This window comes from Mycobacterium liflandii (assembly GCF_022354805.1).
In the GTDB taxonomy this organism is placed as follows: domain Bacteria; phylum Actinomycetota; class Actinomycetes; order Mycobacteriales; family Mycobacteriaceae; genus Mycobacterium; species Mycobacterium marinum.
In genome coordinates this window covers 4,250,794-4,271,523 of the sequence record NZ_CP023138.1, presented here as the reverse complement: position 1 = coordinate 4,271,523, position 20,730 = coordinate 4,250,794, and the positions used below count along the sequence as shown (strand labels likewise).

Genomic DNA, 20,730 nt, shown 5'->3' with positions numbered 1-20,730 from the left:
AGGCTAGCGCAATACTTGCCGACGGCTTTCGACGCGACGGGGCGGGTCCCGACGCCGATAATTGTGAGAGGCTAGACGACCTCGCGTGAATAGGACGGAGATTTTGTGACGATTGCGGTAACCGGTTCGATTGCGACCGACCATCTGATGCGGTTCCCAGGCCATTTTTCCGAACAGCTGCTGCCCGAGCATCTGCACAAGGTGTCACTCAGCTTCCTCGTCGACGACCTTGTCGTGCACCGCGGCGGGGTGGCCGGAAATATGGCTTTTGCCATCGGTGTGCTCGGAGGTGACGTGGCGCTGGTCGGCGCCGCAGGCGCCGACTTCGCCGATTATCGCGATTGGCTCAAAGCCCACGGCGTCAACTGCGACCATGTGCTGATCTCGCAGACCGCGCACACGGCCCGATTTACCTGCACCACCGATGTCGACATGGCGCAGATCGCGTCGTTCTACCCGGGCGCCATGTCTGAGGCGCGCAACATCAAGCTCGCCGACGTGGTATCGGCCGTCGGTACCCCGGAGCTGGTGATTGTTGGCGCCAACGACCCCGAGGCGATGTTCTTGCACACCGAGGAATGCCGCCAGCTAGGACTGGCATTCGCCGCCGACCCCTCGCAGCAGCTGGCACGGCTGTCGGGCGATGAGATCAAACGGCTCATCAACGGTGCCACCTATTTGTTCACCAACGACTACGAGTGGGACCTGCTGTTGTCCAAGACCGGCTGGTCCGAGGCCGACGTGATGGCCCAGATCGGCTTGCGAGTGACGACACTGGGCCCCAAGGGCGTGGATCTGGTGGAGCCCGACGGCACCAGCATTCACGTTGGCGTCGTCCCCGAAACCAGCCAGACCGACCCCACCGGCGTCGGTGACGCGTTCCGCGCGGGCTTCTTGACCGGCCGCAGCGCGGGTTTGAACCTGGAGCGCGCCGCGCAGTTGGGTTCGCTGGTGGCCGTTCTGGTGCTGGAATCCACCGGCACCCAGGAATGGCAGTGGGACCGCCAGGTCGCGACCGCCCGGCTGGCCGAGGCCTACGGTGACGACGCCGCCAACGAGATCACTGCTGTCCTGGCTTAGCGCCGCGAGGAGCTAGAGCTCGACCGGATACTGGGGCTCGCTGATCTGTGGTGTGATGCTGCGCTCGATGAAGATCGCGTGCCACAGCATGAAGATCAGCAGGGTCCACAGCCGGCGGCTGTGATCGCTGGCGCCGGTGCGGTGCTCGTCGAGCATCCGGTTGACCGCTGCCAGGTCGATCAGGTGACCCGCCTGCGACGTGGCCACCATCGCATAGGCCCACTCCAACAGTTCGCCGGCGCGCAACCAGTGCCGGATCGGGACTGGGAACCCGAGCTTGGGTCGGTGCAGCACATGTGCCGGGACAATCGGCTCCAATGCGCGCCGTAGCGCGTACTTGGTGGTGGTGCGGGTGATTTTGGCCTGCAGCGGCAATCGGGCGGCGACGGCGAACACCTCGGGATCCAGGAATGGCACCCGCAGTTCGAGCGAATTGGCCATCGTCATCTTGTCGGCCTTCACCAGAATGTCGCCGCGTAGCCAAGTGAACAGATCGATGTGCTGCATTCTGGCTACCGGGTCCCAGCCCGCTGACCCGGCGTAGACCGCAGCGGTCACATCGGTGTGTGTCCACTGCGGCCGGAATCCGGGCAGCACGTCTTGCAGTTGGGCGTCGGAGAAGCTTCGGGCGTTGCCGTAGTAGCGCTCCTCGAGCGTCAGCGAGCCGCGATGGAGCAGGCTTTTTCCGCGCATACCCTCGGGCAGGGGTTTGGAGACCTTACCCATCGACCGTCGCAGCGGTCGGGGTAGATAGTCGAAGGGTTTCAGCGAGAGCGGCTCGCGGTAGATCGTGTATCCGCCAAACAGCTCGTCGGCGCCCTCCCCGGAGAGCACCACCTTGACGTGCTTGCGGGCCTCGCGGGCCACGAAGAACAGTGGTACCAGCGCCGGGTCGGCGACCGGCTCGTCGAGATACCAGACAATTTCGGGCAATGCGGCCACAAATTCCTCCGCGCTGACCACCTTGGCGATGTGGCGGGCGCCGATGGCTTCGGCCGAGGCCACCGCCACGTCGAGCTCGGAAAAACCCTCGCGTTCGAAGCCGGTGGTAAAGGTGATCAGCCGCGGATTGTGCCGGATGGCCAGCGCCGCGATGGCCGTGGAGTCGATCCCGCCTGACAGAAACGAACCGACAGTGACGTCGGCGCGCATGTGTTTGGCCACCGAGTCCTCTAGCACCGCGGTGATCTCGTCGTAGCGCGCCCGCTCGGTGGCGCTGGTGATCGGTGTGGCGGCAAACCGCGGCACAAAGTAACGGGTGACTACGGGGTTGCACCCGGGCCGGATGCGCGCGTAGCAGCCCGATTCGAGCCGTCGGACTCCGCGATGCAGTGTCTCGGGTTCGGGGACGTACTGCAGGACTGTGTAGTGCTGTAGCGCCCGGTGGTCGATTTCAGTGTCGAATCCCACCAAGTCGACCAGGCCCAGTAGACACTTCTTCTCACTAGCCAGCGCGGTGCCGCCCGGTCCGGTCGCCATGAACAGCGGTTTGATGCCGAACGGATCGCGGGCACAGAACAGTTCGCGGGTGACCGTGTCCCACAGCGCGAAGGCGAACATGCCGCGGAGTCGCCGCAGCACGTCGGCACCCCAGTGGTGGTAACCGGCGACGATGGCCTCACCATCACCATCGGTGGCGAAGGTGGCGCCGTGCTCGGCACGCAGTTCCTCGCGTAGTTCGAGGTAGTTGTAGATCTCGCCGTTGAACACCAAGACATAGCGGTCAGGAGCTTCGGGTGGCCCCCATCGCAGCGGTTGGTGCGAATGCTCGATGTCGATGATGGACAACCGGTTGAATCCGAAGACCACCGAACCGTCGGCATCGGGGTCTGCCCAGGTGCCGGGCTCGTCGGGGCCGCGGTGGCGCATCAGGTGCGACGCGCCCGCGATTGCGCTGTCGGCTCGCGCGGCCAGCGCGGCTTGGTCGGCCTGGGCGAGTTGAGTATCGGTGCCTTGCGTCTCGGCAGCGCCGGCCGGGGCCGCAACGAAGGCCAGCAGTCCACACACGGCGCCCCAGTATGCCGCAATTGGCGAAGCTTGTGGGGGTCGAGCCCGGCGGGTCGCCATCTGCGGGTGGCGGGCCCGGATGGTTGCCGCCCATTCACGGTGCCCGACGCGCACCCACGCGGGCGGTCTCGCGTGGAGTCCTCGCTCGGCCACCGGTGCCGCGCGCCGGGGCCGGTGGCGTCGGCCACTCGCCGCGCCCATGCGCGTCCACCGTGGCAAACACAGGTTTCGACCCGGTTGGAGCACAGCGCGCCGGACGAGTTTTGGCCCGCATCGTCGCCCGCGCGAGCGGCGTGGTCTACGCTGCGTAGTATTCGAATCCGAGTGAGCCGACGAATTCCGCCAGACGCGGCGTCCAGCACCGGTCGGCCCAGCTTGTGATACAGGAGGCGCAACGTGACACCTCGCGAGCCAGGTCGTTCGCAAAGCTTGTCGCCGTGCAATTCTCAGAGCAATTCCGTTGGTCGCAGCGGTGCCGCGCGGCGGATCGCTCGGCTAGCGGGGCTGGCCGGCGCGCTGGGTTTGCTGGCCGTCACCCTGAGCGGTTGCAGCTGGTCTGAAGCGCTGGCCCTGGGCTGGCCTGAGGGCATCACACCGGAGGCACACGTCAACCGGGAGCTGTGGATCGGCGCGGTGATCGCCTCCCTGGTGGTCGGTGTCATTGTGTGGGGCCTGATCTTCTGGTCGGCCACCTTCCACCGGAAGAAGAAGACCGACACCGACTTCCCGCGCCAGTTCGGCTACAACATGCCGCTGGAGCTGGTTCTCACGGTCACGCCGTTCCTCATCATCTCGGTGCTGTTCTACTTCACCGTTGTGGTGCAGGAAAAGATGCTGCACCTGGCCGATGACCCCGAGGTTGTTGTCGACGTCACGGCGTTCCAGTGGAACTGGAAGTTCGGCTACCAAAAGGTCGACTTCCACGACCACACCCTGACCTACGACGGTGCCGATGAGGCGCGTAAGCGTGCCATGGAATCCAAGCCGGAAGGCAAGGACGAGCACGGCGAGGAACTGGTCGGGCCGGTGGCCGGACGTAACACCGAGGACCGCACCTACCTGAACTTCGACAAGGTCGAAACGCTGGGAACCACGTCCGAGATTCCGGTTCTGGTGTTGCCCGCCGGCAAGCGGATCGAATTCCAGCTCAACTCGGCCGACGTGATCCACGCTTTCTGGGTGCCGGAATTCCTGTTCAAGCGCGACGTGATGCCCAACCCGGCCGCCAATAATTCGGTCAACAGGTTCCAGGTCGAGCAGATCACCAAGACCGGAGCGTTCGTCGGGCACTGCGCCGAAATGTGTGGCACCTACCACTCGATGATGAATTTCGAAGTCCGCGTTGTGGCCGCTAACGATTTCAAGGCCTACTTGCAGCAGCGTATTGCCGGAAAGACCAATGCCGAGGCGCTGCAGGCGATCAACCAGCCACCGCTGGCGATTACCACCCACCCGTTCGAGACCCGGCGCGGCCAACAGGCCCCGATGCCCGTAGGTTAGGACACTCAATGCACATTGAAGCCAGGCTGTTTGAGTTCGTTGCCGCGTTCTTCGTCGTCACGGCGGTGCTGTACGGTGTCGTGACCTCCATATTCGCTACCGGTGGGGTCGACTGGGCCGGCACCACGGCGCTGGCGCTGACCGGTGGTATGGCCTTGATCGTGGCCACCTTCTTCCGCTTCGTGGCTCGCCGGCTCGATACCCGGCCTGAGGACTACGAGGGCGCTGAAATCAGCGATGGGGCAGGGGAATTGGGTTTCTTCAGCCCGCACAGCTGGTGGCCGATCATGGTGGCTTTGTCCGGTTCGGTGGCCGCGACCGGCATCGCATTGTGGCTTCCGTGGCTGATCGTCGCCGGCGTGGTGTTCATCCTGGGATCGGCGGCCGGTCTGGTCTTCGAGTACTACGTGGGTCCTGAGAAGCACTGATTCGAGCCGGGAAGGTCACAATCAGAGCATCAGTTGATCAGTGGCCAGTTAGCCAAGACTTCTGTGAGCTACCCGGTTGGGTAGGGTTTTGATGCACAGTGAGAATGCACGAGCGGGCGTGCACAGATGCAGCTGCGGAGCACCGCGCTTTGGTGAGTCAGTTTGGACAGGGTAGGCAAACATGAGCGGGCCGAATCCGCCGGGATGGGAACCTGACGAACCCGACCCAGCTGGCGATTCCAGCGCTGAACTGGAACCCTTTGGCGACACCGACGATGAGCCAGACGACGCTCTTGCAGGCGGCGAACTCGAACCCGTCAGCGAGAGCGGCCAGATTGAGCCGGTAGACTCCGCGCAGGAATCGGAAGCGTATTCACGGGCCTATTCGGCGCCGGAGTCCGAGCAATTCATCAGCGGGGCCTACCTGCCGGCAGATCTCAGTCTTTACGACTATGACGGCTACGACGACTCGCTCGACGAAGAGGATGAGCCAAGCACGCCACGCTGGCCCTGGGTGGTTGGGGTGGCGGCGATAATGGCCGCCATAGCGCTGGTGGCATCGGTGTCGCTGCTGGTGACGCGCACCGATTCCACGAAGCTCGCCAATCCCGCAACCACGTCATCGGTACCGCCGGTACAGGACGAAATCACGACGACCAAGCCGCCGCCCCCTCCGCCTCCTCCGCCGCCACCGCCTAGTACCGAGATTCCGACAGCGACGGAGACGCAGACAGTGACGGTGACACCTCCACCCCCGCCGCCTCCGCCTCCGGAGACCTCTGCGGCGCCGCCACCGGCGGCTACTACTCCGACGACACCGGCGGCTGCGCCGCCCCCCACCACGACGACTCCTGCGGGGCCGCGGCAAGTTACCTATTCGGTGACCGGTACCAAGGCACCCGGTGACATCATTTCGGTGACTTATGTGGACGCTTCAGGCCGGCGAAGGACCCAGCACAACGTGTATATCCCCTGGTCGATGACCGTCACTCCGATTTCGCAGTCCGATGTGGGCTCTGTGGAGGCCTCCAGCCTGTTCCGGGTGAGCAGGCTCAACTGCTCGATCACCACCAGTGACGGGACGGTGCTGTCGTCCAACAGCAACGACGCACCGCAGACGAGCTGCTGATGCTCGGTAAATACTCCGCGGACCGGCGTGGACCGGAAGGCGTTGTCGCTCCCGAAGTCGTCGACCGAATTCTCATCGGGGCGTGTGCGGCGGTCTGGCTGGCGCTGGTGGGCGTAGGTGTGGCCGCCGTGGTCGCGTTGGCCGATCTTGGCCGGGGCGTACAGAAGATATCGAAGGACTCGCACAGCAGTTGGGTGTTGTACGCGGTCATCGTCGTCTCGGCATTGATCATCGTCGGGGCGGTCCCGATGCTGTTGCGGGCGCGACGGATGGCCGAGACTGGACCGCTGGTGACCTCGGTGCCATTGCGTAGAACGGGCGGGCAGCCGTTGCGGACGGCCAACGCCACGATGCGAGCCGCCGACCGTAGCGCGCGTCGGGATCACGCAAATGGGCGCTCGGAGGGCACGGAGTGGTCTAGCGAGGCGGTGGACCGCGTTTGGTTGCGTGGCACCGTGGCCCTGGTCGGGACGATAGGGATTGCTTTGATTGCCGTTGGCGCAGCGACCAATCTGATGGCGGTCGGTCACGACGGTGCGTCCTGGGTCGCCTACGGGCTGGCTGGGATCGTGACCGCAGGAATGCCGGCGATCGAGTGGTTCTACGTGCGCCAGTTGCGTCGCGTCTCGGTCAAATAGATCTCGGCCGGATAGGTCTCGGTCAGGCACCAGCCGGCGACTTCCCCGGCGTTCGTCCCTATGGCTGTCGTGGTTCAGACGCCTGAGATGCCTCGGATGCCGGGTGGGGGAGGGGAGAGGTGGTGGCTATCTCGACCGGTGCTGGTGTAGCGCAGTCGGGGACCGGCTGAGGGCACGAATTCCCCACGGACGAGCGATGGTTGGCGGATGGCCTACTCGCGGTCCGGGCCAGCGAGTGCCGGTGGCCATGATGGGGTCATTGGGTTCAATCGGTTCTGTGGGTTTATTGGGAAACCCACTTGGCGCCGCCCCAACGGCCACCTAACGCGACGCCATAGAACCAAGTAGCAGGGCCCAAAGACGCCAATAGGCCGGCTCCCGAAAGCGGGTCGAGGTGACTCCGCTTGGGGAACCGGGCCTGGCCAGTGGTTGCTACCCGTCGAGGCTAGTGATCACCCTCGTCGTTGGACGTCTCGTTGAGGCTGTCCTGGTATTCGCGCAACGCTGTCAGAGCACGGTGTTCGGCGGCGTGACCCGCCTCGCGCAGTGCCGCGTCCTCCGATGCCGGATCGGCGGTCAGGAAGCTACCGCTACCCGGCGATCCCGCCGAGCCCAGCTTGTTCATTCGCTTGGGCAATGGAGCGCCCTGGTAGTCCAGCGGAAGCGGATGACCATGCTCGTCGACCGGACCGAGCGGCTGGTGCAGTTCGATGTAGGCACCGTGCGGCAGCCGCTTGATGATGCCGGTCTCAATACCGTGCTCGAGCACCGCACGGTCGCTGCGCTGCAGTCCGATGGACCACCGGTAGCTGATGAAGTAGACGAACGGCGGAAGAATCACCATGCCGATACGTCCGATCCACGTCGTTGCGTTCAACGAGATGTGGAACTTCAGCGCGATGATGTCGTTCATCGCCGCCAGCGTGAGCAGCATGTAGAACGAGATCGCCATCGCTCCGACTGCGGTACGAACCGGAGCGTCACGCGGCCGCTGCAGCAGGTTGTGGTGCGCGTAGTCGCCGGTAAACCGCTTCTCCAGGAAGGGGTAGACGATCAGGAGCATGAAAATGAGACCCATGATCAGAGCGACCCACACCGGTGCCGGAATGGTGTGGTGCCAGAAGTAGAACTCCCATGGCGGCCAGATACGGGCCAGGCCTTCGGTCCACATCATGTAGAAGTCGGGCTGCGACCCTGCCGAGACGTGGGCCGGCTTGTAGGGGCCCAGATTCCAGATCGGGTTGATCTGCAGCAGACCGCCCATCAAACCCAGCACACCGGTGATGGCTGCGAAGAACGCACCAGACTTGACCGCGAACACGGGCATCACTCGGACACCGACGACGTTGTGCTCGGTGCGGCCCGGGCCGGGGAACTGGGTGTGCTTCTGGAACCACACCAAGGCCATGTGCATCCCGATCAGCGCCAGGATGATTCCCGGCAGCAACAGGATGTGCAGGGAGTACATGCGCGGGATGATGTAGCCCGCAGCGGTGCAGTCGTCGCCCACACCACCGCAGGGGAAATCGCCGCCGAACAACGCCCAGTGCAGCCAGGTGCCGATCACCGGCATCCCCAGCGTGATCGAGGAGAGCGCGGCCCGCAAACCGATGCCGGAGAGCAAGTCGTCAGGCAGTGAGTAGCCGAAGTATCCCTCGAACATGGCCAGGATCAGCAGCAACGAACCGATGATCCAGTTGGCCTCACGTGGCCGCCGGAATGCGCCCGTGAAGAAAATACGTGCCAAGTGCACCATGATCGCCGCGGCGAACATCAGTGCCGCCCAGTGGTGTACCTGGCGGACGAACAAGCCGCCACGCACCTCGAAGGAGATGTCGAGTGCCGACGCGTAGGCCTTCGACATCTCCACGCCGCGCAACGGCTGGTAGACGCCGTTGTAGGTGACGTCCATCATGGACGGATCGAAGAACAGCGTCAGGTACACGCCGGTGATCAGCAGCACGATGAAGCTGTACAGCGCGACCTCGCCGAGCAGGAACGACCAGTGCGTCGGGAAGACTTTGTTGAACTGTCTGCGCAGCGCTGCAGCGGGGTGGTAGCGCGTATCAATGTCCTCGGCCTGGCGGGCTAGGACATCACCGATCTTCGGCGGACTGAGTTTCGGGCTCATGATGTTGTGCGCTCCCAGAATGCCGGTCCAACGGGGTCGATGAAGTCGCCGTTGGCGACCAAATATCCCTCGGTGTCGATTGTGATAGGCAACTGCGCCAGCGCACGCGCGGCCGGGCCGAATATCGGCTTGGCGAAATGCAGCGCGTCGAACTGGGATTGGTGACACGGGCACAGAATTCGGTAGGACTGCTGCTCATACAGCGAAGACGGGCAGCCCAGGTGAGAGCAGACCTTGGTGAAGGCGAAGAGTTCTCCGAAGTTGAAGCTTTCTTGGCCTTGGCGCTTCACCACGCGGTGCATGTCGGTGGGCTTGATCCGAATCAGCATCACGGGGTTGCGGACGCCCATTGAGATCCGCTGCAGCTTTTCGTGGGATTCGACGGTGGTGCCGTCGCCGTCGGACTCCCGCCAGGGAAACACCGTCTCCATCCCGCCGGCGTCCAAGTCCTCGGGGCGCATCTTGGTGTACGGAGGCCCGTCACCGAGTCCGGTGGCTCGCGCCAGATAGATCGTCTCGCCGTGGAAACGCGGGGTCCAGCCCGAGGTCCACAGCACGGCCTTCTTGCCGTCAGCGGTGGGGACCACCGGCTTCCACGGGTTCTTGATGAGGCCGCCGGCAAACGCAACCAAGGTGCCGAGCCCGAACGCGCCCAGACCCACGCCCAACGACGCGCCGACCATCTTGCGCCGTCCGATCGTGGAGGCTTCGAAGGCGTCGGCGAGGTTGGCCACCACCGTCTTGCGGTCTACCTCGCGGGAGGCGCCGTCATGGCGATCTTGGATGGTGATCTCTTCGGGGATAAAGCGTTTCTGGAAAAGCACCGCGCCGATCGCGATCGCCAGTACGGACATCCCGAAGGTCAACCCGTACAGCGGGGTGGCAAGGGAGTAGAGCAGGTTGCCCTTGTCTCCGCTCGGCTTGTACTCCCACGGCCAGAAGAGGAAGACCAGCAGCAGCGCCAGGCCGAAGAACCCACCCAGCAAAAGCCAGAGGGCCACGCCGCGCTCCGCGCGCTTCTCCGCCTTGGTGCCCTCTACCGGCCAGCGAGGTTCCTTGTGGGCGATGCGCACGCCGTCGATGCTGCCGCCCAGCTCCAGCAGTTCTTGCTGGGACATTTCGGCCAGCGCGGCCTCGTCGGGCTCGCGCGAGACGCCGGTTTCCGTTGAGCCGTCGCTCATGATCGCGCCCCAATCCACAGTGCCAGCCCAATGGCGGCGACCATACCGATGATCCATATCGCCATGCCCTCAGGTGCGGGACCGAATCCACCGAGTCCGTAGCCGCCGGGCTGCCGCTCCTCGGCGGCGTTGCGAACGTAGGCGATGATGTCCTTCTTCGCGTCGAATGACAGCTGACGGTCGGAGAACTTCGGCATGTTCTGCGGACCCGTCAGCATCGCGGTGAGGATCTGCTGCTCGTTGGCGGGCCCCAGATCCGGCGCGAACTTGCCGGAGGACAGCGCCCCGCCCTTGCCCGTGAAGTTGTGGCAGGAGGTGCAGTTGAGGCGGAACAGATCACCGCCGCGGCCCAGATCATCTCCGCGCAGCGACTTCATCGCGAGGCTGCCGTCGGGGTTGCGCACCACGGTGGGGCCACCGCCGTTGGCTTGCACGAACGCGCCAAGAGCGTCGGTTTGTGCCTCATCGAAAATCGGCTCTTTGCGCTGTGCCTGCGCTTCGCCGCGCATGGCTGGCATCCGGCCCGTCGATACCTGGAAGTAGACGGCGGCCTCGCCGACTCCGATCAAGCTGGGGCCGTGGTCGGGCACGCCTTGCAGGTTGGCGCCGTGGCAAGACACACATGAGGTGTCGAACAACTGCTTGCCGGTGCGAAGCAGTGCGGCGGAAGACTCGTCGGCGACGGCTACCTGCGGGGCGGGTGTGAGTACGGCCGCCACGCCGCCAGCGATGGTCAGGGCTATCAACAGCAGCAGCCCACCCGATAACCGGCGATGAAGACGCCGTCGTGCGCGACTAGTTCGCTGTTCTGATCGGTGACTACGCGGGCCGCGCAGCGTCCCGACGAGTCGCCGGGCAACCGGCTCACTGCCACCGGATCGGGTGAATCCCAGTTTCTTCAACTGAGCTCTCCTGTTCGTTTCCTGATCGTGCCTGTTTGGGGGCTGCCAGCTGTTATCGAATGAAATAGATCACGGTGAACAGCGCGATCCACACGATGTCGACGAAGTGCCAGTAGTAGGAGACGACGATGCTGGCGGTTGCCTGGGCCGGGGTGAACTTACTCATCCTGGTCCGCACCAGCAGGAATATGAACGCGATCAGACCGCCCGTGACGTGTAGCCCGTGGAAGCCAGTGGCCAGATAGAACACGCTTCCGTAGGCGCTGCCGGGGATGGTCGTCCCATGAGTCACCAGGTGGTAGTACTCGTAGCCCTGGCCCAGGACAAAGAACAGACCCATCAGGAAGGTGATCACATACCAGCGGCGTAGCCCAAACACGTCGCCGCGCTCGGCCGCGAACACCCCCATCTGGCAGGTGAACGACGACGCGATTAGCACCAACGTCACCGGCACGGCCTGATAGAGATTCAGCTCCGTGGGCGGTGGCGGCCACTTCCCGCCGGCTTGCGAGCGCGCGGTGAAGTACATAGCGAACAACCCAGCAAAGAACATCAGCTCGCTGGAAAGCCACACTATGGTGCCGACACTGACCATGTTGGGTCGGTTCAGCGAATGCACGCGCGACGTGATGGCAGTACCCGAGGTCCCTACAGCACTCGTCACATCCGCAAGTATGACGCTTTGTAGTTGTCGAACTCTACCCGGGGCTGAAATTCGCTTCCGAGAGTCGCGTCGGCGCTGCGTTTGCGCCGGTCGCGGCCAACCGGTGGGCGGGCGATAGGAGGTAGTCGGACGCATGGGACTATCGGGCGCGTGGTGCTGTCATCCGAAGCTTCATCCGCGGCCGACCACTCGGCGGCCGCACCCATACCGACGTCCTCGTGGCCGCAGCTGCTCGGCCGGCTAACGGAGGGCAAGCATTTGGAGCCGGGTCAGGCGGGCTGGGCCATGGAGCAGATCATGAGCGGCAACGCGCGGCCCGCCCAGGTCGCCGCTTTCGCCGTCGCCATGAAGATGAAGGTTCCCACCGCGGGCGAGGTCGGCGAGCTGGCCGACGTGATGCTCGCCTACGCGCGTCCGATGCCGGCCGACTTGATCCGCGACGACACCGTCGACATCGTCGGCACCGGTGGCGACGGGGTCAACACGGTGAACCTGTCCACTATGGCGTCCATCGTGGTCGCCGCCGCGGGTGTGCCGGTGGTCAAGCATGGCAACCGAGCCGCCTCGTCGTTGGCCGGCGGCGCGGACACCCTGGAGGCCCTTGGGGTGCGCATAGACCTGGGGCCCGATCAGGTCGCGCGCAGCCTCAACGAGATCGGGATCGGGTTCTGTTTCGCGCCGCAGTTTCATCCGTCCTATCGGCAAGCATCGGTGGTTCGCCGTGAAATCGGGGTGCCCACCGTGTTCAATCTCCTTGGCCCGCTGACTAATCCGGCGCGGCCGCGGGCCGGATTGATTGGCTGTGCTTTCGCCGATCTCGCCGAGATCATGGCCGGTGTGTTCGCCACGCGTGGGTCCAGTGTGCTGGTGGTGCATGGCGACGACGGGCTCGACGAGCTGACTACGACTACGACGAGCACGATCTGGCGTGTCCAGGCGGGAACGGTCGACAAGTTGACTTTCGACCCGGGAGATTTCGGGTTCGCGCGTGCTGAATTGAGCCAGCTACTCGGCGGAGACCCGCAGGCCAACGCGGCCGAGGCGCGCGCTGTCTTGGGCGGTGCAGCCGGGCCTGTCCGGGACGCGGTGGTGCTCAATGCGGCTGGTGCGATCGTTGCTCATGCCGGGCTATCCAGCCGCGCTGAATGGCTGCCCGCCTGGCAGGACGGGCTGCAACGCGCCGCGGTGGCTATCGACAGCGGTGCGGCCGAGCAATTGCTCGCGCGATGGGTGCGGTTCAGCCAGCACGTCTGATTGCCGGCCGCCATCCGGGCGACCACGCGGATTTCCTTGGCTAACCTGCTCTGCGGCCAGCCGCGCCGAACGCGCCGCAGCCGCCCATGCCGCCCACGGTCCGGCTGATCTCAGCGGCGAAGTCCAGCCGGCGGACTCCGCACGGTCGGCGGTGTGCTCAGCGCCGGTGACTCGCACGATCCGCACTCCCGGGGTCGCCAGCCAGCGGGCAATCAGCGCGGTCTCTTCTACCAGCGCGCCGCCGAGTGGCGCCGGTGCCGGCAAGATCGTTTGCGCTCCGGCGTGGAGGGCGTCGACCACCGGCATCGGCGGTGTCCCACGTCGGGAATTACCGGCGGCTGCGAGCTGGCCGTGGCGGATCACCGCGAACTGGTAGCCGCCGCAGCCATCGGGAGCGGCCGCGACCAGCTCGGGCAGGGCTACCAGCGCGCGCAGTCGTTGGCCACGCCAGAGCACTTCGACAGCTGTGGCGATGTGGTCGCGCAGCCGTGCCGCGCTCTCATAGCGGTGCCGCTCGGCCAGGTCGCTGACTTGGTGCACGGCCGCGGTCAGTGCGGTGTTATCCACTCCCTCGATCAAGTCGGCCGCACGCTTGGCCGCGTCGGCGTACCCCTCGGCGGTGACGTTGCGCGCGGCGGGGCAGGCCGACACCTCCAACTCTGGGCAAGCCGGACCATGCAGTGCCGAGCGGGCCAGCCGCTTGGTGCAGGTTCTGACACCGGTGAAGCGCGCCAGCAGGGCCGCCGTTTCTGTCGCGTCGGTGCGCGACCGAAACGGGCCGACAACGCGGTCATGCCGGGGAGCACGAACTACCGATAGGCGGGGAAACGCCTCGTCGGTGAGCGTTACCCACCACCAACGGTGCGGGAACCTCGATCGACGGTTGTACGGCGGTGCATGCGCGGCAAGCATCCGCAGTTCACGGACTCCGGCCTCGAGGGCATGTGCGCACTCGACATGGTCGACGGCGCCGGCCAGGGCGACCATCTCCTTCATCCGGCCCCGAGAATCGGCGCCGTTGAAGTACTGACTGACCCGGCGGCGCAAGTCGACGGCGGTGCCCACATAGAGGACTTCGCCCGATGGCCCTCGGAACAGATAGATCCCCGGGCGGTGCGGCAGCCGGTCGGCGAGCACTCGCTTGCGACGCTGTGCCGGCGTCACGCCCGGTAGGTATGCACGCAGCTCGGCGTAGGAATGCACGCCCTGGTTGCCCACCCGCTCAATCAGGGCATGCAACACCTCGACAGTGGCGCGCGCGTCGTCGAGGGCGCGGTGTGTGGGTTGGGTGGCGACGGAAAACAAGCGCGCCAAAGCGGCCAACCGCACGCTGGGTGCTTCTTCGCGGCTGAGCACTCGGCGAGCCAGCCGGACCGTGCACACCACCTTCGATCCCGGCCGCGCGATGTCGCAGCGCCCTGCGGCCGCCCGCAGGAACCCGATATCGAACCCGGCGTTGTGGGCGACCAGGACCGAGTTGCCGACGAACTCGAAGAACATCGGCAGGACGGAGTCGATCGTCGGGGCATCACACAGCATGGCCGTGGTGATTCCGGTCAATCGCACGATCTGGGGTGGGATGCTGCGTTGCGGGTCGACCAGGGTCGCGAATTCGCCCAGGATCACGCCACCACGTACCTTGACGGCCCCGATCTCGGTGATGGCGTCCGGCGGCGATGCTTCAGTGCCCGTCGCTCGTCCGCCGGTGGTCTCCAGGTCCACGACCACGAAGGTGGTTTCGCGCAGCGACACGTCGTCTGCCTGGGCGGCCGCCGGGTCAGTGAGGTCGGTGCCCGGTAAGGCGATGTCCGCAAAGGCGGCCGGATCGAGCCCGGTGAGACTCAGCTGAGTTCCACCCGTCGCACCCATGGCCGTGACGTTAGGCACTCGCACCGACATTCGCCGGTTCCCACGCGGCGCGCGCAGACACTCGCACCGGCTGTCAGGGAGTGCTGCCGGATCTCGGCAGGACCAGATCTGTCGGTGGCGCCGGTTAGCGTTCGGCTCAGTTGACAGTGAGCGCAAGACACTACCGAGAGGACCGACCCCAAATGGCACACACCAGCGGAACCGACAGCAAAAGCGGTGCGGGGGCCGAACCGGGCGATCCGGTGGTGATTGATTGTGATGACTGCGCGGTCCGCGGGCCCGCGTGCCGCGACTGTGTAGTCAGCGTCTTGCTCGGGGTCCCCGACGAGTTGATGTACGACGAACGCGTGGCGCTGGAAGCCCTCGCGGATGCCGGGCTGGCGCCAAGGTTACGGCTGGTCCCAATCCGCCGTAACCGAGCGACTGGCGTCGCGTAGAAGTTATGTATGGTGGTGATCGCGCAAAGACGCGCTCCCACATGAAAACTACAGAAATCTTGCTATTTTCTTAACTCTCCCGTTTGGACAAACGCCGATATCATTTCGTAACCTATTTGAGACCTAAACCGGCTCGACGGCACATCGCCGATGGCAGTTTAAGGAAGCAAAATCTTGAGGCTCGACTGTAGGCAATTGACTGCGCGCGTTATCCGGCGGTCCGCCATCGGTTCGTTAGCGAGCTTCACCGCGTTGTCCGGCTTCGTCGCCGCGGGTGCGATGGCGGACCAGGCTGAGGACGCGCTGGCAAAGCTAAACGAGCTATCTCGGCAGGCGGAACAAACCACCGAAGCGATGCACAGCGCAGAGCTCGACTTGGGCGCGAAGCTGGCGGCTCAGCAGGCCGCTGAAAACAAGCTCATTGACGACCAGGCCGCGCTGGACGCTGCCAAGGGGCAGCTGGCTTCGTTCCAGACCGCGGTCAACAAGGTCGCCGCGGCCGCTTACATGGGTGGTCGCGCCAACGGTATGGACACGATTCTGACGGCTCCGTCCCCGCAGCTGCTGATCGACGGCCTGTCGATGCAGCGCGTGATGGCGCACCAGATGGCCACCCAGATGTCGGGTTTCCGGACCGCCAGGGAGCAGGCCGCCAAGGCTGAGCAGGCCTCCGAGAAGTCGGCCGCCGATGCCAAGTCCGCCGCCGAACAAGCTGCGGCCGTGCGGGCAAATCTGCAGCACAAGCAGAGCCAGCTGCAGGTCCAGATCGCGGTCGTCAAGTCGCAGTACCTGGCATTGACTCCGGACCAGCGCACCGCGCTCGCCGATCCAGGACAGGTTCCCGCCGGATTGCCAGGTGCCCCCGGGCCGGCGCCGGAGGGCACACCGCCAGGTGGACCGCCGCCAGCGGGCGCACCGGTGCCGGGTGAGGCCCCGCCGCCCGGTGGAGTGTCCGCGATGCCGTTCACGCCGCCAGACGGTGCCGGCGGCGACCGCGCGGCCGTGGTGCAGGCGGCGCTAACCCAAGTTGGGACGCCCTACGCGTGGGGCGGTGCCGCTCCAGGTGGGTTCGACTGCTCCGGGTTGGTCATGTGGGCCTTCCAGCAAGCCGGCATCGCGCTACCTCACTCCAGCCAGGCGCTGGCCCATGGAGGTCAACCGGTATCGCTGTCGGACCTGCAGCCAGGCGACGTCCTGACCTTCTACTCCGACGCGTCACATGCCGGCATCTACATCGGTGACGGACTGATGGTCCATTCGTCCACCTACGGTGTACCGGTGCGGGTGGTGCCGATGAATTCCTCGGGACCGATCTACGACGCGCGCCGCTACTGACGGCTCTACCACGGTGCTGCGGCATCGATCCCGATGGTTTTCGATTGCGCTGGCGTGCATATTTGTCATCGAGTTGGTAACGGCTGCCGCCGTAACGCGTCATCCGGATAGTGCGCCACAGCGGTCACTAGCGTCTGCTGAGGATCCTGGCCCGCCGACGGTTGTCATCGGAGATCGGACCGTGCGGCTGATCAACCTCGGCGGCGCGAACTCCGACCTACTGTTGTCGCGCGTCGGGGCGGACATCCGCGGCGCGGTCAATGCGGTGGTGGCCTTCTGGGGCACCGACTGGGCCCGCGAAATCTCGGTGGTGGCCGCCGGTTCAGACGAACAATTCCGAACGGCGGCGGGCGGCGGTACGGCGTCCCAATGGGCTGACATCGCGGCGGTGACTGGGCCGAGCGCTTCGATCCTGGCAGCCGGGCGGTGGCTGGCCAACGAATTGTGTTCGCACCAGGCGCGGTCAAGATGAGCGCCACGGCACTGCGAATAGTGCTGACCCACGAGCTTTTTCACTACGCGGCCCGCGTTGACACGGCACTTGACGCGCCGCGGTGGTTGACCGAGGGGGTGGCCGATTTCGTCGCGCGGCCGACCACTTCCCGGCCGGCTGAGGCCCCACCCGCAGCTCTGCCGTCAGACGACGACCTCGACATTCCCGGGCCGGCGCGCTCGCGAGCGTATGACCGAGCATGGTGGTTTACCCGATTTGTGGCCGACACCTATGGCACCACCAAGTTGCGCGACCTCTACCTGGCCGCCTGCGGTCCAGGGCATTCGGACTTGCCGCGAGCCGCGCTCGAGGTGCTTGGCACGGATGCTGCCGGGCTGCTCGCCGGCTGGCAGCAATGGATGAGCGTCTCGTCCTGATTCGAGCACGATCCAACGCGTGGCAAAGACCGCTGGATAGTCCACATCGTGGCCAGGCTAGATTGGCCCTGGTGAGTCGGGTCCTGCTGGTAACTAACGACTTTCCGCCCCGTCGCGGCGGCATCCAGTCGTATCTGAGCGAGTTCGTCGGTCGCCTCGTTGAGGCCGGGTCGCATTCCATAACGGTCTATGCACCGCAATGGAAGGGTGCGCAGGGGTATGACGACGTGGCCCGGGCCGCGGGCTATCGGGTGGTACGCCATCCCAGCACGCTGATGCTGCCCGTTCCGACAGTCGACAGCCGGATGCGCCGGCTGATCGCCCAGCACGACATCGATACCGTGTGGTTCGGTGCGGCCGCACCGTTGGCTCTGCTGGCGCCGCGTGCGAGGCAGGCTGGTGCGACCCGGGTGCTGGCCAGCACGCATGGTCACGAGGTGGGTTGGTCGATGCTTCCCGTCGCGCGGTCGGTACTGCGTCGAATCGGGGACACCACTGACATTGTGACCTTCGTCAGTCGCTACACGCGCTCGCGATTCGCGCCGGCCTTCGGGCCCGCGGCTTCATTGGAATACTTGCCGCCCGGAGTCGACACCGACCGGTTTCGGCCGGACCCGGCCGCCCGCGCCGAACTTCGCAAGCGCTACCAGCTGGGGGAGCGGCCCACCGTGGTGTGTGTGTCGCGGCTGGTGCCGCGCAAGGGCCAGGACACCCTGATCAAGGCGCTACCCGCGATCCGCCGGAGGGTCGACGGGGCGGCGCTGGTAATCGTCGGAGGCGGCCCCTACCTGGAGACGTTGCGCAAGCTGGCGCGGGACTGCGAGGTGGATGAGCATGTGACGTTCACCGGCGGCGTGCCGGGCGAGGAGCTGCCGACCCATCACGCGATGGCCGACGTGTTCGCGATGCCGTGCCGCACTCGGGGCTCTGGTATGGACGTTGAGGGCTTGGGCATCGTCTTTCTCGAGGCGTCCGCCAGCGGCGTGCCGGTCATTGCGGGTGAATCTGGTGGAGCGCCGGAAACGGTGCAGCACAACAAGACCGGGCTGGTGGTCGACGGCAACTCGGTGGACAAGGTCGCCGGCGCGGTCATCGAGGTGTTGGCCGATCGCGACCGGGCGGCCCGGATGGGTGACGCCGGCCGGCAGTGGGTGACGTCTCAGTGGCGCTGGGACACGTTGGCGGCCCGCCTCGCCGAGCTTCTGCGCGGCGACGATGCCGGCCGGTGAGGCCGGAGGAGGAGTCGGGCGATTGGGGTGGTGCGCGGCGACGATGCCGGCCGGTGAGGCCGGAGGAGGAGTCGGGCGATCCGCTCATGCGCGCCGCCGGCGGAGCCGCCGGCGGCGCGTTGGACTAATCCTTGGTGTAGATCGCCTCGATCTCGACGGAGAACTTTTCGGCGACCACGTTGCGCTTGACCTTCATCGTTGGCGTCAACTCGCCGGTGTCCTCGGTGAAATCGACGTGCAGAATTCGGAATTTGCGGATCGATTCGGCGTGGGACACCGCCAAGTTGGCCTCCTTGACGGCCGCATCCACCTCCGCAACCAGGTCGGGGTCCTCGGCCAGGTCGCGCACCGCCGCATGGTCGGCCTTGCTGTTGCGTTGCTTCCAACCGCCGAACGCCTCGGGATCGATGGTGATCAGTGCGCCGATGAACGGCTTGGCGTCCCCGACCACCATCGCCTGGCTGATCAGCGGGTGCGCCCGTAGCTGATCCTCTAGCACCGCGGGGGCGACGTTCTTACCGCCCGCGGTGACGATGAGCTCCTTCTTGCGGCCGGTGATGCTCAGGAAGCCGTCGTCGTCAACTGCGCCGAGGTCGCCGGTCCGGAACCAGCCGTCGGTGAATGCCTCGTCGGTGGCCTGTTCGTTGCGCCAGTAGCCGCTGAACACCACGCCGCCGCGTACCAATAACTCGCCGTCGTCGGCGATTCGCAAACTGTTGCCGGGCACCAGTTTTCCGACCGTCCCGATTTTGAGAGCGTCAATCTGGTTGACCGTGACGGCCGCGCTGGTCTCGGTCAGTCCGTAGCCCTCGTAGATGGTTAGGCCGACCCCGCGATAGAAGTGACCAAGTCGTGCGCCCAACGGTGCCCCACCGGAGACCGCCGCGTGGCAGTCGCCGCCAAGCGCCGCGCGCAGCTTGTGGTACACGAGCCGGTCGAACAGTGCATGCTTGGCGCGCAACAGCAACCCCGGGCGGCCGTCATCCCAGGCTCGACTCCAATCGACCGCCGTCTGCGCGGCGAGCTTGAAGATCGCCCCCTTGCCGTCGTTGGAGGCATTCTGTTCCGCGGTGTTGTAGACCTTCTCGAAAACCCGCGGTACCGAAACCACAACGGTGGGTTTGAACACCGCAAACAGTGGCAGCAGATTCTTGATGTCGCTGGTGAATCCGACGGTCACCTTGCTGGCGAAGGCCGACAAGGTAAGCGCCCGGGCCAGCACGTGGGCCAGTGGCAAGAAGACCAGCAGCCGTTGCCCGGGGGTCAGCAGCGTGGGTAGGCACTCCTGCGTGCCGCGAATCTCGTGAAGCAGGTTGGAGTGGGTGAGTTGGCAGCCCTTCGGCCGCCCGGTGGTGCCCGAGGTGTAGATCAGGGTTGCCGGATCCGAGGAGCGCAGCGCATCGAGTCGCGCCGTCAGCTCTGCCCGGTCAACCGACCCGCCCTCCTCGGCGAGCTGCTCGAGCGCCTTGGGACCCGAACCGTTGATAACCAGGACGCGGCGCAGGGCGGGCAGGTCACCGGTCAGCTCGGCGATCATTGCGGCATGCGCGTCAGTCTCAGCGAACGCCAGCACGGCTTCTGAATTCTGCAGCACCCAGCGCACCTGCTCGGCAGACGATGTCTCGTAGATGGGCACGGTGACAGCGCCCACCGCCAGGATCGCCAGATCCAGGATCGCCCACTCGTAGCAAGTGGCCGAGAAAATGGACACCCGGTCACCGGCCTGGACTCCGAGTGCGATCAAACCCAATGCTGCAGAACGAATGTGCCGGGCCGCCTCGGCGCAGGTGATATCGGTCCAGATACCGTCGATCTGGCGCTGATAGATGATGTGGTCGGGATCATCGCGCTCGTGCTCGAAAACCATGGCCGCGACGTTGTCGCGCTCGTCGACGGAAAAACGGGCGGGGACACTGTACTGACGCACTTCGTTTCGACCTCGCTACACCTGTTGTGGCGTTGATTGCCATTTTGCGGGCGGACTGCCTGCTCACAGCCTAATCGCAGCATTCGCGCAGCATGGAGGCGCCTGGTTGGCACCTGGTTCGGATTCTCACTGCGATTGCCCGCGCGCGG

General features: G+C 65.4%; 15 protein-coding genes and 2 pseudogenes. 10 read left to right on the top strand and 7 right to left on the bottom strand.

The features are described 5' to 3' along the window. The first annotated feature begins 105 nt into the window (after window positions 1-105). Complete coding sequence (locus tag CKW46_RS19010) at window positions 106-1,080, top strand: carbohydrate kinase family protein (protein WP_012394904.1); 975 nt, start codon at window positions 106-108, stop codon at window positions 1,078-1,080. A 12-nt stretch (window positions 1,081-1,092) separates the two neighbouring features. On the opposite strand, the gene asnB is transcribed toward CKW46_RS19010, so the two are convergent. Then, a complete protein-coding gene (gene asnB, locus CKW46_RS19005; RefSeq protein WP_020787102.1) occupies window positions 1,093-3,087 on the bottom strand; it encodes an asparagine synthase (glutamine-hydrolyzing) in 1,995 nt (664 codons plus the stop codon). 396 nt (window positions 3,088-3,483) lie between these two features. Between asnB and ctaC the strand changes: the two genes are divergently transcribed. From ctaC to CKW46_RS18985, 4 genes are all read left to right on the top strand, one after another. Next, on the top strand, window positions 3,484-4,587 hold the full coding sequence (gene ctaC, locus CKW46_RS19000; protein ID WP_012394902.1) for an aa3-type cytochrome oxidase subunit II: 1,104 nt from the start codon (window positions 3,484-3,486) through the stop codon (window positions 4,585-4,587). 8 nt (window positions 4,588-4,595) lie between these two features. Further along, window positions 4,596-5,015 carry a cytochrome c oxidase subunit 4 gene (locus CKW46_RS18995; RefSeq protein ID WP_117436104.1) on the top strand — a complete coding sequence of 140 codons (420 nt, stop codon included), beginning with the start codon at window positions 4,596-4,598 and terminating at the stop codon, window positions 5,013-5,015. 181 nt (window positions 5,016-5,196) lie between these two features. Next, window positions 5,197-6,144 (top strand): MmpS family transport accessory protein, encoded by a 948-nt coding sequence (locus CKW46_RS18990; RefSeq protein WP_020787104.1) that lies wholly within the window; start codon window positions 5,197-5,199, stop codon window positions 6,142-6,144. Beyond that, window positions 6,144-6,782 carry a DUF2561 family protein gene (locus tag CKW46_RS18985; protein WP_015356172.1) on the top strand — a complete coding sequence of 213 codons (639 nt, stop codon included), beginning with the start codon at window positions 6,144-6,146 and terminating at the stop codon, window positions 6,780-6,782. Before CKW46_RS18990 ends, CKW46_RS18985 begins: the two co-directional genes overlap by 1 nt. 445 nt (window positions 6,783-7,227) lie before the next feature. Here the strand turns inward: CKW46_RS18985 and qcrB are convergent, their stop codons facing one another. The 4 genes from qcrB to ctaE form a co-directional block, all read right to left on the bottom strand. Further along, window positions 7,228-8,913, bottom strand: coding sequence for a cytochrome bc1 complex cytochrome b subunit (gene qcrB, locus CKW46_RS18980; RefSeq protein ID WP_015356171.1), 1,686 nt, complete (start codon window positions 8,911-8,913; stop codon window positions 7,228-7,230). Further along, window positions 8,910-10,094 carry a cytochrome bc1 complex Rieske iron-sulfur subunit gene (gene qcrA, locus CKW46_RS18975; protein WP_041300403.1) on the bottom strand — a complete coding sequence of 395 codons (1,185 nt, stop codon included), beginning with the start codon at window positions 10,092-10,094 and terminating at the stop codon, window positions 8,910-8,912. Before qcrA ends, qcrB begins: the two co-directional genes overlap by 4 nt. Continuing rightward, a complete protein-coding gene (gene qcrC / locus CKW46_RS18970) occupies window positions 10,091-10,930 on the bottom strand; it encodes a cytochrome bc1 complex diheme cytochrome c subunit (protein WP_036427271.1) in 840 nt (279 codons plus the stop codon). The genes qcrA and qcrC overlap by 4 nt, the downstream gene beginning before the upstream one ends. A 118-nt stretch (window positions 10,931-11,048) precedes the next feature. Then, entirely contained in the window at window positions 11,049-11,660 is a 612-nt protein-coding gene (gene ctaE, locus CKW46_RS18965; protein ID WP_041299334.1) for an aa3-type cytochrome oxidase subunit III, read from the bottom strand. 150 nt (window positions 11,661-11,810) lie between these two features. Here ctaE and trpD point away from each other — a divergent pair, with 150 nt between their 5' ends. After that, complete coding sequence (trpD, locus tag CKW46_RS18960) at window positions 11,811-12,914, top strand: anthranilate phosphoribosyltransferase (protein ID WP_012394897.1); 1,104 nt, start codon at window positions 11,811-11,813, stop codon at window positions 12,912-12,914. On the opposite strand, the pseudogene CKW46_RS18955 reads toward trpD, so the two are convergent. Then, window positions 12,852-14,783: pseudogene (locus tag CKW46_RS18955) on the bottom strand (DEDD exonuclease domain-containing protein); the annotation flags it as partial. The gene trpD and the pseudogene CKW46_RS18955 overlap by 63 nt on opposite strands. Before the next feature lie 182 nt (window positions 14,784-14,965). Here CKW46_RS18955 and CKW46_RS18950 point away from each other — a divergent pair. The 4 genes and pseudogenes from CKW46_RS18950 (at window position 14,966) to pimB (ending at window position 18,654) form a co-directional block, all read left to right on the top strand. Beyond that, window positions 14,966-15,220, top strand: coding sequence for a hypothetical protein (locus CKW46_RS18950; RefSeq protein ID WP_012394895.1), 255 nt, complete (start codon window positions 14,966-14,968; stop codon window positions 15,218-15,220). Window positions 15,221-15,394: 174 nt separating this feature from the next. Then, window positions 15,395-16,555, top strand: coding sequence for a peptidoglycan hydrolase RipC (gene ripC, locus CKW46_RS18945; RefSeq protein ID WP_482052259.1), 1,161 nt, complete (start codon window positions 15,395-15,397; stop codon window positions 16,553-16,555). Between the two features lie 58 nt (window positions 16,556-16,613). After that, a pseudogene (locus tag CKW46_RS18940) lies at window positions 16,614-17,425 on the top strand (hypothetical protein). Between the two features lie 71 nt (window positions 17,426-17,496). After that, window positions 17,497-18,654: a GDP-mannose-dependent alpha-(1-6)-phosphatidylinositol monomannoside mannosyltransferase gene (gene pimB, locus CKW46_RS18935; protein ID WP_020725623.1), complete on the top strand. Its 1,158-nt coding sequence runs from the start codon at window positions 17,497-17,499 to the stop codon at window positions 18,652-18,654. 124 nt (window positions 18,655-18,778) lie between these two features. Here pimB and CKW46_RS18930 read toward each other — a convergent pair whose 3' ends face one another. Next, complete coding sequence (locus CKW46_RS18930; protein WP_482052258.1) at window positions 18,779-20,581, bottom strand: AMP-dependent synthetase/ligase; 1,803 nt, start codon at window positions 20,579-20,581, stop codon at window positions 18,779-18,781. Between the last annotated feature and the right edge of the window lie 149 nt (window positions 20,582-20,730).